Origin of the sequence: Actinoplanes sp. NPDC049668, assembly GCF_044465445.1 — a bacterium.
Lineage (GTDB): Bacteria > Actinomycetota > Actinomycetes > Mycobacteriales > Micromonosporaceae > Actinoplanes.
Map to the genome: position 1 here is coordinate 268,340 of NZ_JBITLR010000005.1, position 13,688 is coordinate 282,027.

The window sequence follows — 13,688 nt, forward strand, 5'->3', positions numbered from 1 at the left end:
TCCTACCCGGCGCCGGCCGGGGCTGTCGCCTCGGCGACAACGTCGTAGAGGACCGCCTGGTCGGGGTGGATCCGCGGGCACGCCACGCCGGCCAGCTCCAGCGCGGCACCGCTGAGGACCCGGCCGTCGCGGTCCTCGCCCCACCAGGGCGGCGGTATCAGCCCGGACGGGCCCGGGCCGATCAGCAGCGGCCGGATCCGGTACCGGCGGTCGGGGTCGAGGCCGCGCAACCGCAGCCGTACGGCCGGATCGGGGGTGACGCTGTCCGTGATCACCATCGCGAACAGTGCGCGGGACCGGTCCGGAGCGACGACCCCGTGCACCAGGATGCGGTTGTCGTAGCCGTCCAGCCGTACGATGTCGCCGTCGAGCAGCAGATCCCGGCGGCGGCGGTAGAAGGCTATCCATTCGCGCAGCTCGGCCGCCTCTTCCGGGGTTGCCTCGGCGAGGTCCCATTCGATGCCGAGGTGGCCGAAGACCGCGGTGGCGGCCCGGAAGCCGAGGTCGTGCCGGCGGCCGGTGACGTGCGAGCGGCCCGACGCGATGTGCGCGCCGAGGTACTCGGGCGCGACGAGTTGGGCGGTCCAGCGCAGCATCCGCTGCCGGTCGTGCGGGTCGCTGTTGTCGGAGACCCAGATCCGGTCGGCGCGCTCCAGTACGCCGAGGTCGACCCGGCCGCCGCCGGAGGAGCACGACTCGATCTCGCACCCGGGGTGCGCGGCGCGGATCTCGTCCAGCAGCCGGTAGAAGGCCAGGGTCTGCGCGTGCACGCCGGGGCGGCCGCGGTCGGTCCGGGTGCCGGCCTCGATCAGGTCCCGGTTGTGGTCCCACTTCAGGTAGCCGATGGCGTACTCGCCGAGCACGGCGAGGATCCGCGCCTTGACGTGCTCGTACGCCTCCGGGATGCCGAGGTTGAGCACCTGCTGGTTGCGGGACTCGAGCGGCGGCTCCGGGCCCGCCGCCATGATCCATTCGGGGTGCGCCCGGGCCAGGTCCGAGTCCGGGCTGACCATCTCCGGCTCGAACCAGAGCCCGAACTGCATGCCGAGGGCGCGGACCCGGTCGACCAGCGGGTGCAGGCCGGCCGGCCAGACGTCGGGGGAGACCACCCAGTCGCCGAGACCGGACGTGTCGTCGCGGCGCGAGCCGAACCAGCCGTCGTCCAGCACGTAGCGCTCGACCCCGGCGGCCGCGGCCCGCTCGGCCAGGTCGATCAGCCGGCCGGCGTCGTGGTCGAAGTAGACGGCCTCCCACACGTTGAGGGTGACCGGGCGGGCGGCGGAGACCCGCGGGTCGCGGGCGCGCAGGTGGCGGTGGAAGCGCCGGGCGATCTCGTCGAGGCCGTCGCCGTACGCGGCGTACACCCAGGGGCTCTGGTAGCTCTCGCCGAAGGCCAGCCGGACCTCGCCGGGCAGGAGCAGCTCGCCGCCGCCGAGGAGGCGCTCGCCGGTGTGCACCCGCTCGGCGTAGTGGGTGTGGTTGCCGCTCCACGCGGTGTGCACCGCCCAGACCCGGCCCGCGCCGAAGCCGAATCCGGCCGTTCCGGCGTGCAGCAGGTGCGCGCCGTCCGCGCCGGTGCGGCCCCTGCGGTTCTCCCGCAGGTGGGTGCCGGCCGGGAACGGGCCGCGCTGGGGCACCCGCTCCTGGTTGTGCCGGCCGGTGAAGTCGAGCAGCTCGGCGGCGTCGGGCGGCACCGGGAAGGCGAGCACCAGGTCGTCGACCGCGTACGCCTCGTCGGTGAGGTTGCGGACCGCCGCCCGGGCCCGCAGCAGGCCGGCCGGGAGCAGTTCGAGCACGACGCGCAGCTCCAGGCGGGCCGCGTCGTCCACCGCGCGGACCTCGAGCCCGGCGGCGCCGCCGGCGAAGAAGCCGCAGACCGGTTCGCCGTCGACGGTGACGGAGGTGGAGCGGAAGGCGGGCGACCAGCCGGCGCCGGCGAACGAGCCGCTGAGGCCGGGGCGGCCGGTCCAGCCGGTGCGGTGCTCCGGCAGCAGGGCGATCCGCGGCCGCGGCTCCGGGTCGTTGGAGCCGGCGACGGGCACGGCGGCCGCGGCGAGATCCTCGGCCTGCGCCGCGTCGAGGCCGGCCAGCTCCGGGCCCCAGTAGAGGATCGCCGGCAGCCGGCCCGCGCTCGCGTCGACCAGGACGGTCACGCCCGCGGACGTCAGGGCGACGACCGAACCCTCGGCGCCGAGCAGCATCCGGTACCCCCGACGTCGAAGGGTGCTAAATCGATCAAATCAACTGTGGGTTCGCGGCCTGCGGGTGTCAAGGCCGCCCGGTGTCACCCGATCAGGCGGTCAGGCTCGGCGCGGCGACGTCCGCGCCCGGCCCGTCGGCGCCGGCGGCCAGCCCGCGGGCCCAGGCGGTCAGCGCGGCGACGCGGACCCCGTACGGCGGCGTCGCGGCGTACGGCTCGATCCGGTCCGCGGCCCGCAGCAGCAGGCGGGCCGCGCCGGTGCTGTTGCCCCGCCGCGCGTGGGTGAGGCCGACGCAGAGCTGGGCCAGGCCCTGCCAGAGATCGCGCTCGGGTCCCGGCGCGGCCTTCCAGGCGGCCTCGAGCACCTCGTGCGCGTGGAACGGCCGCCCGGCCGCGAGCAGCCGCTCGGCCTCCCGCAGCGCCTCGGCGGGCGGCAGGATCAGGTCGTCCGGGGTGGTCGGCACGCCCTGCGCGCCGTGCGGCAGCGGGCGCCCGAGGCCGTCGCGCGGCCGGGCGTTGCGGGGCCGCCCGGCGGCGTCACGGTCACGCGAAGGGCCCGGCATACGGCCATCATTCCAGGCGGCCGCGCAGCCATTCGTGGAAGGCCGCGATGTGGTGCTCGCTGGGCACCAGGACGCCGCCGTCAGCGTACGCGCGGGACGACATCGCCGGCTGGCAGCGCTCGCACGCCTCGAAGTCCTGCCGGTTGACCCGGTCGAACAGCTCGACCGAATTGGTCAGGTCGTGGCCCTGTTCGACCACCTCCGGCAGGTAGAGCCAGTCGCACTCGACCACCGTGCGGTCGGGGGCGAGCGGGTACATGCGGTGCAGGATCACGTGGTCGGGCACCAGGTTGAGGAAGACCTGCGGCCTGATCGTCACCGCGAAGTAGCGCCGGTCCTGCTCCTGCGCGAGGCCGGCGATGGTGGTGACGCCCGCGCCGCCGTCGACGGTGAAGCCCTCGATGCCGGGCCCGAACTCGGCGCCGTGGCCGACGTAGTACTGGGCCGCGTAGCCGCCCGCGAACTCCGGCAGCACGTGCACCAGCTCGGGGTGGATCGTGGCGCAGTGGTAGCACTCCATGAAGTTCTCGATGATGAGCTTCCAGTTGGCCCGCACGTCGTAGCGGATCCGCCGGCCGAGGCGCAGCGCCTCGATGCCGTAGCGCTCGAGGGACGCGAGATCGCCGAGCCGCTCCACGCAGGCGCCCTGCACGGTGTCGGCGAACGACGGCGGCGTCGCGGACAGGCAGACCCAGACGTAGCCGAGCCACTCCCGGGCGTGCACCGGGCGCAGGCCGTACTCGACCCGGTCGATGTCGGGCATCTTCACCAGGTTCGGCGCCGCGACCAGCCGGCCGTCGAGGTCGTAGGACCAGGCGTGGTACGTGCAGCGGAAGGTCCGCTTCACCGCGCCCTCGTCGTCGGCGCAGAGCTGCGCGCCGCGGTGCCGGCAGACGTTGAGGAACGCGCGCGCCTCGCCGCCGGCGTTGCGGGTCACCAGGACGCTCTCCCGGCCCACCCGGACCGTGCGGTAACGGCCGGCGGCGGCGATGTCCTCCCCGCGGACCGCGCAGAACCACATCTGTTCGAAGACGCGCTCCTGCTCGGCATCGAACACGGCCGGGTCGGTGTAGTAGGAGCCCGGCAGCGTCGGCAGCAGGCTGGTCACGACGCCACCCCGGACAGGCGGCTCGGGTGGAACAGCTCGATCGGATGGCGGGTGGTGCCGGCGGTGGCCAGGTCGGCGAGGATCTCGCCGACCACGGGCACGAACTTGAAGCCGTGCCCGGAGAAGCCGCACGCGACGGTGACCGCGTCGTGCGCCGGGTGCTGGGCGATCACGAAGTGCTCGTCCGGGGTGTTGCTGTACAGGCAGGTCTTGGCCCGCAGGAAGGCGCCGGGCAGGTCGGGCAGGTTGCGCCGGGTGCGGTCCGCCATCGCGCGGATCTCGTCGTCGTGCACCTCGCGGTCGATGGTCTCCGGGGTGGTGACGACGCCGCGGCGGAAGAACGCCACCTTCGCGCCGCCGTCCGGGCCGTCGATCGCCGGGAAGCCGTAGATCTGGCTGCCGGAGGTGTCCTCCCAGATGTAGATGGGGTGCCGCTCGGGCAGGAACGGCCCGACCCCGCCGGCGGGCTGGAACCAGTACTGCACCTGGCGTTCGATGGTGAACGGCACGCCCAGGTCGGCCAGCAGCTGCGGCGCCCACGGCCCGGGCGTGATGACCAGCCGGCCGGCCTCGTAGGTGCCGGCGCCGGTGACCACCCGCACCCCGCCGCCCGGCAGCCCGGTCCAGCTCGTCATCGGCTCGTCGAAGCGCAGGTCGGCGCCGGCGCGGGCGGCCAGCTCGAGGTGGGCGGAGACGGTGGCCTCCGGCCGGACGAAGCCGGCCTTGGCCTCGTACAGGGCGACCTCGTCCGGCTCCGGGTTCAGCGTGGGGAAGCGGCGCCGCAGCTCGGCGGCGTCGAGCATCTCGTGCGCCAGGCCCCAGCGCTCGGCGCTGACCCGGCTGCCGGAGACGGTCAGGCTGTCCGGCCGGCCGATCATCACGCCGCCGGTCAGGGTGATCACGTCCCGGCCCGAGTCCCGGGCCAGGCCGTCGAACAGCTCGTACGAGCGCAGCAGCAGCGGCACGTAGTGCGGGCTCTCGAAGTAGGACTGCCGGGTGATCCGCGAGCCGCCGTGGCTGGCGCCCCGGTCGTGCGCCGGGCCGAACTTCTCCAGGCCCAGCACGCGTACGCCCCGGGCGGCCAGGTGGTACGCGGCCGCGCTGCCCATGCCGCCGAGCCCCACCACGATGACGTCGTAAACACCCACGAGGACTCTCCTAACGCCGGATGCGTTCGTGTTTCGGGTCGAACAGCGGCTCGGCCGCCACGGTGGCGTTCAGCATCCGGTCGAAGTAGCCGACCTGGACGCGGGTGCCCGGCACGGCGAGGGCGGCGGGCAGCCAGGCGTACGCGATCGGCGCGCCGACGGTGTGCCCGTACGCGGCGCTGGTGACGTACCCGACGGCCGCGCCGCCGGCGTGGACGGGCTCGCGGCCCATCGGCACGCAGCCCTCGTCGTCCAGCACCAGGCAGGTGAGCAGCCGCTCGGGGTCGACCCGCCCCAGCAGCGCGGTTCGGCCGGTGAAGTCGCCGGCGTCCAGCCGCACCGCGAAGCCGAGCCCGGCCGAGTACGGGTCGTCCTCGGCGGTCATGTCGACGCCCCAGGCCCGGTAGCCCTTCTCCAGCCGCAGGCTGTTGAACGCGGCCCGGCCGCCGGCCACGATCCCGTGCCGCTGCCCGGCCGCCCAGAGCGTGTCCCACAGCTTCGGGCCGTGCTCGGCGCTCGCGTAGACCTCCCAGCCCAGCTCGCCGACGTAGGAGAGCCGCAGCATGGTCACCGGCACCGGGCCGAGGTGCGCGCGCCGGGCCTTGAAGTAGCCGAACGCGGAGTGCGAGACGTCGATGTCGGCGAGCGGCGCGATCAGGTCCCGGGCCAGCGGCCCCCAGACGCCGAGGCCGCAGGTGCCGCCGGTGATGTCGCGGACGGTGACGCCGGGCGGCCGGTGCCGCAGCAGCCAGTCCAGGTCCAGGGGCCCGTTGACGCCGACCTGGAACACCTCCGGCGCGAGGCGGGCGACTGTCACGTCGCTGCGGACGCCGCCGTCTTCGTCCAGCAGCAGCGTGTACACCACAGTCCCGACCGGCCGGTCGACGTCGCCGCTGGTCAGCCCCTGCAGGAAGGAGACCGGGCCGGTCACCTCGAGGCGGGTCAGCGGCGTCATGTCGTAGAGGGCGACGCCCTCGCGGGTGGCCCGGGCCTCGGCGGCGGCGATCGGCGACCAGTGCCGCGCCGACCAGTCGTCGCGCTCGACCTCGGTGCGCGGCAGCCCCGCGTTCGCCTCGAACCACAGCGGACGCTCCCAGCCCGCGGCCTCGCCGAAGACGGCGCCCAGCTCGACGTGCCGGGCGTGGAACGGGCTGACCCGCACGTCGCGGATCGAGGGCGGGTCGAGCGGATGGATGATGTCGTACACCTCGACGAAGCTGCGGATCGAGCGCTCCCGGACGTAGTGCGGGGAGAGCTGGCTGGGGTCGAAGCGGTTCAGGTCGCACTCGTGCAGGTCGACGCCGGGCCGGCCGTCGACCAACCACTGCGCCAGCGCGCGGGCGACTCCAGCGGAGTGGGTCACCCAGACGGCCTCAGCCGTCCAGAAACCGCGCGCTTCGCGGGCCTCGCCGATCAGCGGGAAGCCGTCGGCGGTGAACGAGAAGACGCCGTTGAAGCCCTCCTGCGGCCGGGTACCGGCCAGCGCGGGCAGCAGCTCGGCGGCCGCCGCCCAGGACTCGTCGAAGTCCTCTGGCGTGAACGGCAGCATCGACGGCTGCGCGCCGGGGGAGAGGTCGCCGAGTTCGACCGGGATCGGCCGGTGCAGGTACGAGCCGACGCCGAGCCGGTCGCCGTACCCGCGGAAGTACAGGTCCCGGTCCTGGTGCCGCAGGATCGGCGTGGGCGGCGCGGCGTCCAGGGTGCCGGTGCGGACGTACTGGTGCGCCATCGGCAGCAGTGGGATGTCGACGCCGGCGAGCGCGCCGACCGCGGGGCCCCAGAAGCCGGCGCAGCTGACCACCACGTCCGCCGGGTAGTAGGCGTCGTCGGTGCGTACCCCGGTGACGCGGCCGCCGCGCTGTTCGATCGCCACGACGCGCTGGTGTGCCAGGAAGCGGGCGCCACGCGCGGTGGCCCGCCGGGCCTGCGCCTCGCCGGCGTCGACGGCCCGGGCCAGGCCGTCGCCGGGCACGTGCAGCCCGCCGAGCACGTCGCCGAGCAGGGGGTAGAGCTCCCGGCAGGCGTCCGGGCCGAGCACCCGCGCGGGTATGCCCCAGGAGGTGGCGTAGCCGTGCCGGCGGTGCAGCTCGCGCAGCCGCTCGCCGGTGGTCGCCACCTCGAGGCTGCCGACCGCGTCGTAGCAGCCCAGCTCGGTCAGCTTGGCCGCGGTGTAGCCGGCGAACCTGGCCATGGTCCGCGACGGGTTGGTCTGGAACACCAGGCCCGGCGCGTGCGAGCTGGAGCCGCCGGTGGCGAAGAGCGGGCCCTGTTCGAGCACGGTGACGTCGGTGCGGCCGCGCCGGGTGAGCTCGTCGGCGAGCGAGCAGCCGACGATCCCGGCTCCGATGATGACGACGGTCACGCCCCGGCTCCCTTCGTTTTCGCGGAGTGGAGGCCCTGGGTGAGCCGGTCGAGCAGGACGCCGAGCAGCACGATGGCGAGGCCGGCGGCCAGGCCCTTGCCGAAGTCCTCGCGCTGGGAGAAGCCGGCCACCACGTCGTATCCCAGCGCGCCGGCGCCGACCAGGCCGCCGACGACGACCATCGCGAGGACCATGACGATGCCCTGGTTGACGGCGAGCAGCAGGCCGCCGCGGGCCATCGGCAGCTGGACCTTCCAGAGCAGCTGCCGGGGCGTCGAGCCGGCCGAGAGGGCGGCCTCGACGACGGTCGGCGGCACGTCGCGCACGCCCCGCTCGACCAGGCGGACGACCGGCGGCACGGCGTAGATGACGGCCGCGACGATCGCGGTGAACCGGCTGGCGCCGAAGAGCGCGACGGCCGGCAGCAGGTAGATGAACGACGGCATGGTCTGCGCGGCGTCCAGCAGCGGCCGCAGGCCCCGGGTGAACCGGTCGTGGCGCGCGCACAGCACGCCGAGCAGCACGCCGAAGGCCATCGTGACGGCGGTGGCGACCAGCACGGTGGCGAGGGTCTGCATGGCGTGCTGCCACAGGCCCAGGCCGGCCACCCCGGCCGCGGCGAGCGCGGCGATCGCCCCGGACCGCGGGCCGCCGGCGAGGCTGCCGAAGACGAGCACCACCAGGACGAACAGCCACCAGGGGGTGGTGACGAGCAGGTTTTCGAGGGGGTCGAGCAGGCCCGCGCTGATCCCGTTCTTGAGCGCCTCGGTGACGTCGTACCAGTGGAACTCGATCCAGCTGGTGAGGTCGTTCACCGGGCCGGCGAAGGAGAACCGCCAGCCCTCGGGGAACTCCGACCGCAGGCCGATCACCGCCAGCACGCCGATGCCGGCCACCACGCCGGCGAGGTACGGCAGCCTGGGGCGGCGGTCGGCGGCGCGGGTGGTGACCCGGTCGAGCATGATCGCCAGCACCACGATCGCCACCCCGGCGTCGAACGCGACGCCGACGTTGACCCGCTCGAGGGCCTGCACGATGTTCTGGCCCAGCCCGGGCGCGTCGATCAGCGCGGTCACCACCACCATGGACAGCGCCATCATGATGGTCTGGTTGACGGCGAGCACGATGGTGGGCCGGGCCATCGGCAGCCGCACCTTGCCGAGCAGCTGCCAGCGGGTCGAGCCGAGCGCGGTGGCCGCCTCGACCGTCGTCGGCGACACCTCGCTGATGCCGAGCGCGGTGATCCGGATGGTCACCGGCACCGCGTAGATCAGCGTGGCGATCACCGCGGCCGGCTCGCCGATCGAGAAGAGCAGCGCCATCGGCGCCAGGTAGGCGAAGGTCGGCATGATCTGCATGACGTCGAGCAGCGGCTTGAGCAGCGCGCCGACCGCCGGCACCCGGGCGGCCAGGATGCCGGCCGGCACCCCGATCAGGACCGAGAGCAGCACGGCGGAGAGCGTCAGCACGAGCGTGTCGACGCTCTGCTCCCACAGGCCGAGCACGCCGAGGAAGAGGAACCCGGCGACCGTGCCGATCGCCAGCCGCCAGCCTGCGAGGACCGCGGTCAGCGCGCCGGCGGCCGCGACCAGGCCGGCCCAGCCGAGGCCGTACAGCAACCCCTGCACGGCGTCGACCACGACCACGACGCCGAGCCGCAGGTAGTTGACGCCGTACAGGAAGAGCGGGCTGGTGTCGCGGTTCTCGTCGACCCAGTCCCGCACGCCGCCGAAGAACCGGAACGCCCACGCGTCGTCGCTGTCCGCGGCCCCCGGGGTGCGCACGCTCAGATATGCGACGACGGTCGCGACCACCAGAACCGCGATCACGGTACGGCGTGACGGGCGCGTCCAGCGCGGCGCGCTCGCCGGCTTCGTCGCGGACTCGGTGGCGATCACGGCCGTCACGCCGGCACCTGGGGGCGGTGGCCGATCAGAGCCGGCACCAGCTGCCCGGCGTCGACCACGCCCAGCAGCTCGTCGCCGTCGACGACCCGCACGGCGTGTTCGGCGTGCAGCACCCGGTGCACCGCGTCCCGGATCACCGTGCCGGCCGGCAGCGGCTGGTCCTCGAGCTTCTCGCCGTCGCGCGCCGGGCGCACGATCCACCGCACGCTGAGCACGTCGGCGCGCGGCACCTCCTGCACGAAGTCCGAGACGTAGCCGTCCGCGGGCGCGCCGACCAGCTCCTCGGGGGTGCCCACCTGCACCAGCTCGCCGTCGCGCATGACCGCGATGCGGTCGCCGAGCGACAGCGCCTCGGCCAGGTCGTGGGTGATGAAGACCAGCGTCTTGCCGACCTCGGCGTGCAGCCGGCGCACCTCGGCCTGCATGTCCCGGCGGATCAGCGGGTCGAGCGCGCTGAACGGCTCGTCGAACAGCAGCACCGCCGGGTCCGTGGCGAGGGCCCGGGCCAGCCCGACCCGCTGCTGCATGCCGCCCGACAGCTGGTGCGGGTACTGCTGCTCGTGCCCCTCGAGGCCGACCAGGGCCAGGACCTCGCCGGCCCGGCGGTGCCGCTCGGCCCGCTTCACGCCCTGGATCTCCAGGCCGTACGCGATGTTGTCGACGACCGGCCGGTGCGGCAGCAGCCCGAAGTGCTGGAACACCATCGCCACCCCGTGGCGGCGCAGCTCGCGCAGCCGCCGCGGGTTCATCGCCCGCACCGGCTCCCCGTCGATGCGCACCTCGCCGCTGGTCGGCTCGATCAGCCGGGTCAGGCAGCGCACCAGCGTCGACTTGCCGCTGCCGGAGAGTCCCATCACGACGAAGACCTCACCGGCCTGCACGTCGAAGCTCACGTCGCGGACCGCGGCCACGCAGCCGGTGCGTTCGCGCAGGTCAGCGCGGGACAGCTCGGCCAGCGGCGTGCCGACGATCCGGTCCGGCTTCGGACCGAACACCTTCCACAGGTGCTCGACGGCGATGGTGGGTGTCATGGTTGTGCCTCACTGTTCAAGCTGCGGGTGTCGCGGCGTCCAGGCGGGTGGCCAGGCCGGCGGCGACCAGGTCGGCCGCGCGTTCGCCGATCATGAGCACGGCCACCACCGGGTTGACCGTGGTCATCGTCGGGAACACCGACGCGTCGGCGATCCGTACGTTGGCGAGGCCGCGCAGCCGCAGCCCCGGGTCGACGACGGCGAGCTCGTCCGTGGCGGCGCCCATCCGGCAGGTGCCCGCCGGATGGTAGACGGTGTGGTGCGCCGCCCGCCCGTACGCGGAGAGCTCCTCGTCGGTCTGCAGGTCCGGCCCGGGCGCGATCTCGCGGGCGATCCAGGACCGCAACGGCTCGGTCTCGGCGACCCGGCGGGCGATCCGCAGCCCGTCCACGATGGCCCGCTCGTCGTAGCCGTCCGGGTCGGTGAAGTAGCCGAAGTCCAGCTCGGGCTTGACCGCCGGGTCGGCGCTGGCCAGCCGGAGCCGGCCGGTGCTGCGCGGCCGCGGCACGTTGGGGGTCATCCCGAAGCCGTGCGGCGGCACGTCGTAGCCGAGGCGCTCGGTGTGCAGGGTGAACGCCAGCTGGTAGAGGTGGAACATCAGGTCCGGGCGCTCGTCGCCCGGCTCGCGGCGCACGAACAGCCCGGCGTCGGCGTCCATCGCGGACTGCGGCGGCAGCGGCCGGGTCGACTCCCAGAGGATCAGCGACTCGGGGTGGTCGAGCAGGTTCTCGCCGACCCCGGGCAGGTCCAGCCGCACGTCGATGCCGAGCTCGCGCAGGTCGCCGGCGGGCCCGATGCCGGAGTACAGCAGCAGCCGAGGCGTGTCGATCGCGCCCGCGCTCAGCACGTACTCGGCGCCGCTGATCACCTCCTCGCGCCCGTCGCGGGTGACGCGCACCCCGGTGACCCGGTCGCCGTCCAGCTCCAGCTTCGACGCCCAGGTCTCGGTCAGCACGGTGAGGTTCGCCCGGTCCAGGTGCGGGTGCAGGTAGGCCACCGACGACGAGGAGCGGATGCCGGTGTCCGGGTAGTAGGCGACCGGGAAGAAGCCGGTGCCGTCGGTGAACGGGCCCGAGTTGAAGTCCTCGTGCACCGGCACGCCGAGCGCGTCGCGGCACGAGGCGACGAAGGCTTCGGTGAGCGGGTTGCGGTCCTTGGCGGCGACGGGCTCGATGTGCACGGCCAGGCGCCGCCAGTACGGCAGCATCTCCTCGTAGGACCAGCCCGCGGCGCCCGCGGCGACCCAGTCGGCGAAGTCACCGGGCGGCGGCAGGAAGCTGATCATCGTGTTGTGCGACGAGCAGCCGCCCAGCACCCGGGCCCGGGAGTGCCGGATGTGCGAGTTGCCCCGCGGCTGCGGCACGGTCGGATAGTCGTAGTCGTACTCGGTCTCGAGCAGGTTGATCCAGTTGCGGAGCCGGAGCACCCGGTCGTCGCCGACATCGGACGGTCCACCCTCGATCAGGCAGACCCGTACCCCCGGATCGGCGGAGAGGCGGGAGGCCACCACCGCGCCGGCCGTACCGCCGCCGACAACCACCACATCGAACTCGTTCGTGCGCAGAGCCGGCACCTTCCGTCGCCTTGTGGTGCCAGGATCATCAGCCGCGGGCCCATGGTCAATGGCAGATCCAGACTTTTTTACCGCAGCGCAACAATCCAACTCGGAGGATCCTGGGAGGTGACCGCCGCCACATTACGATACGAGCCTGTTCCGTATCGACTGGACGGGGTCTAGGTTCGAGGTAGGGATACGGAACTGTTCCGTATCGCAACTAACGGGAGCCGCACCACATGGACGTTCCTGCCGCAGAGAACACCGGCCATCCCCGGCGCTGGGCGATTCTCGCCGTCCTCGTCATCAGCCTGCTCGTCGTCGTGCTGGACAACACGGTCCTCAACGTCGCGCTGCGCACCATCGCCGACCCGCGGGCGGGGCTCGGCGCCAGCCAGAGCCAGCTCGAATGGGCGATCAACTCGTACACTCTGGTCTTCGCGGGCCTGCTCTTCACCGCCGGAATCCTGGCCGACCGGTTCGGCCGGCGGCTCACCCTCACCGTCGGGCTCGTGCTCTTCGGGACCGCCTCGCTGCTCTCCGCGTACGCGCAGAGCGCCGACCAGCTGATCTGGGCCCGCGCGCTGATGGGCCTCGGCGCCGCCGCGGTCATGCCGGCGACCCTGTCGATCATCGCGAACGTCTTCGACCCGCGCGAGCGCGGCCGCGCCATCGGCGTCTGGGCCGGCGCCGTCGGCCTCGGCGTGGCCATCGGCCCGATCGTCGGCGGCCTGCTGCTCGAGCACTTCTGGTGGGGCTCGGTCTTCCTGATCAACGTGCCGATCGTGATCGCCGGGGTCGTGCTCGTGCTGACCCTGGTGCCCGAGTCGCGCGACCCGAAGCCGGGCCGCATCGACGTGGTCGGCGTGCTGCTCTCCATCGTCGGGCTGACCCTGCTCACCTACGGCGTCATCGAGGGCGGCGAGAAGGGCTTCGGCCGGCCCGAGTCGTGGGTCGCCCTGGCCGTCTCGGTCGCGGTCCTGGCCGGCTTCATCCTGTACGAGCGCAGCATCGACCACCCCTCGCTGGACGTGAAGCTCTTCGCCATCCGGCAGTTCTCGGCCTCGGTCGCCGTGATCGGCCTGGTCTTCTTCGCCGCCATGGGCGCGATGTTCTTCAGCGCCTTCTACCTCCAGCTGGTCCGCGGCTACGGCCCGCTGGCCTCCGGCGCGCTGTTCGTCCCGTTCGCGGTCGCGCAGATGCTGTTCGCGCCGCGCAGCGCCGCGATGGTCCGCCGCTTCGGCCCGAAGCAGGTCAGCACCGCCGGCCTGCTGCTGGTCGCGGTCGGCCTGGCCGGCTGGCTCTTCATCGGCGCGACCACGCCGATCTGGGTCGTCGGCGCGCTGTTCTTCCTGATGGGCGTCGGCATGGCCAACGTGATGCCGCCGGCCACCGAATCGATCATGTCGGTGCTGCCCCGGGAGAAGGCCGGCGTCGGCTCCGCGGTCAGCAACACCATCCGGCAGGTCGGCGGCGCCCTCGGCGTGGCCGCCCTCGGCGCGGTGATCTCGTCCACCTACCGCGACGAGATCGCGAACGCGACGGCGGGCCTGCCGGCCGCCGCGCGCGAGGTGGCCCAGGAGTCCATCGCCGGCGCCTACGGGGTCGCCGAGCGGGCCGGGCCGGCCGGCCCGGCGCTGATCGGCTCCGCCAACGACGCGTTCGTCACGGCGATGCACTACGCGACGATCGGCAGCGTGGCCTTCGCCCTGCTCGGCGCCGTGGTCGCGGCGATCTGGCTGCCCGGTCGCCGCCCCGCCGAGGCACCCGCGCCCACCGGCACACCCCCGGCGGCGGAGTTGATCGAGGCATGA

The 13,688-nt window shown here is 73.6% G+C and carries 9 protein-coding genes; 1 reads left to right on the plus strand and 8 read right to left on the minus strand.

Annotated features, from left to right (window positions below; genetic code table 11):
• Positions 1-2: 2 nt before the first annotated feature.
• From ACIBSW_RS22395 to ACIBSW_RS22430, 8 genes are all read right to left on the minus strand, one after another.
• Complete coding sequence (locus ACIBSW_RS22395) at positions 3-2,201, minus strand: alpha-galactosidase (RefSeq protein WP_354728477.1); 2,199 nt, start codon at positions 2,199-2,201, stop codon at positions 3-5.
• Positions 2,202-2,292: 91 nt separating this feature from the next.
• Entirely contained in the window at positions 2,293-2,763 is a 471-nt protein-coding gene (locus tag ACIBSW_RS22400; RefSeq protein WP_354728475.1) for a DUF309 domain-containing protein, read from the minus strand.
• Positions 2,764-2,770: 7 nt separating this feature from the next.
• Positions 2,771-3,871, minus strand: coding sequence for an aromatic ring-hydroxylating dioxygenase subunit alpha (locus ACIBSW_RS22405; RefSeq protein WP_354728473.1), 1,101 nt, complete (start codon positions 3,869-3,871; stop codon positions 2,771-2,773).
• Positions 3,868-5,019 carry an N-methyl-L-tryptophan oxidase gene (solA, locus tag ACIBSW_RS22410; RefSeq protein WP_354728471.1) on the minus strand — a complete coding sequence of 384 codons (1,152 nt, stop codon included), beginning with the start codon at positions 5,017-5,019 and terminating at the stop codon, positions 3,868-3,870. The genes ACIBSW_RS22405 and solA overlap by 4 nt, the downstream gene beginning before the upstream one ends.
• A 10-nt stretch (positions 5,020-5,029) precedes the next feature.
• Positions 5,030-7,381 (minus strand): FAD-dependent oxidoreductase, encoded by a 2,352-nt coding sequence (locus ACIBSW_RS22415; RefSeq protein ID WP_354728469.1) that lies wholly within the window; start codon positions 7,379-7,381, stop codon positions 5,030-5,032.
• The gene (locus ACIBSW_RS22420; RefSeq protein WP_354728467.1) at positions 7,378-9,288 is read right to left on the minus strand and encodes an ABC transporter permease subunit; all 1,911 of its coding nucleotides are present in this window, start codon (positions 9,286-9,288) and stop codon (positions 7,378-7,380) included. Before ACIBSW_RS22420 ends, ACIBSW_RS22415 begins: the two co-directional genes overlap by 4 nt.
• A complete protein-coding gene (locus tag ACIBSW_RS22425) occupies positions 9,285-10,319 on the minus strand; it encodes a glycine betaine/L-proline ABC transporter ATP-binding protein (protein ID WP_354728465.1) in 1,035 nt (344 codons plus the stop codon). The genes ACIBSW_RS22420 and ACIBSW_RS22425 overlap by 4 nt, the downstream gene beginning before the upstream one ends.
• 16 nt (positions 10,320-10,335) lie before the next feature.
• Positions 10,336-11,892 carry a GMC oxidoreductase gene (locus tag ACIBSW_RS22430; RefSeq protein WP_354728463.1) on the minus strand — a complete coding sequence of 519 codons (1,557 nt, stop codon included), beginning with the start codon at positions 11,890-11,892 and terminating at the stop codon, positions 10,336-10,338.
• A 221-nt stretch (positions 11,893-12,113) separates the two neighbouring features.
• Here ACIBSW_RS22430 and ACIBSW_RS22435 point away from each other — a divergent pair, with 221 nt between their 5' ends.
• Complete coding sequence (locus ACIBSW_RS22435; RefSeq protein ID WP_354728461.1) at positions 12,114-13,688, plus strand: MFS transporter; 1,575 nt, start codon at positions 12,114-12,116, stop codon at positions 13,686-13,688.

Excerpts from the sequence above, each read along its gene's own strand:
- ACIBSW_RS22425 (WP_354728465.1), bottom strand. The coding sequence starts at position 10,319 with ATGACACCCACCATCGCCGTCGAGCACCTGTGGAAGGTGTTCGGTCCG.
- ACIBSW_RS22395 (WP_354728477.1), bottom strand. The coding sequence starts at position 2,201 with ATGCTGCTCGGCGCCGAGGGTTCGGTCGTCGCCCTGACGTCCGCGGGC.
- ACIBSW_RS22400 (WP_354728475.1), bottom strand. The coding sequence starts at position 2,763 with ATGCCGGGCCCTTCGCGTGACCGTGACGCCGCCGGGCGGCCCCGCAAC.
- ACIBSW_RS22435 (WP_354728461.1), top strand. The coding sequence starts at position 12,114 with ATGGACGTTCCTGCCGCAGAGAACACCGGCCATCCCCGGCGCTGGGCG.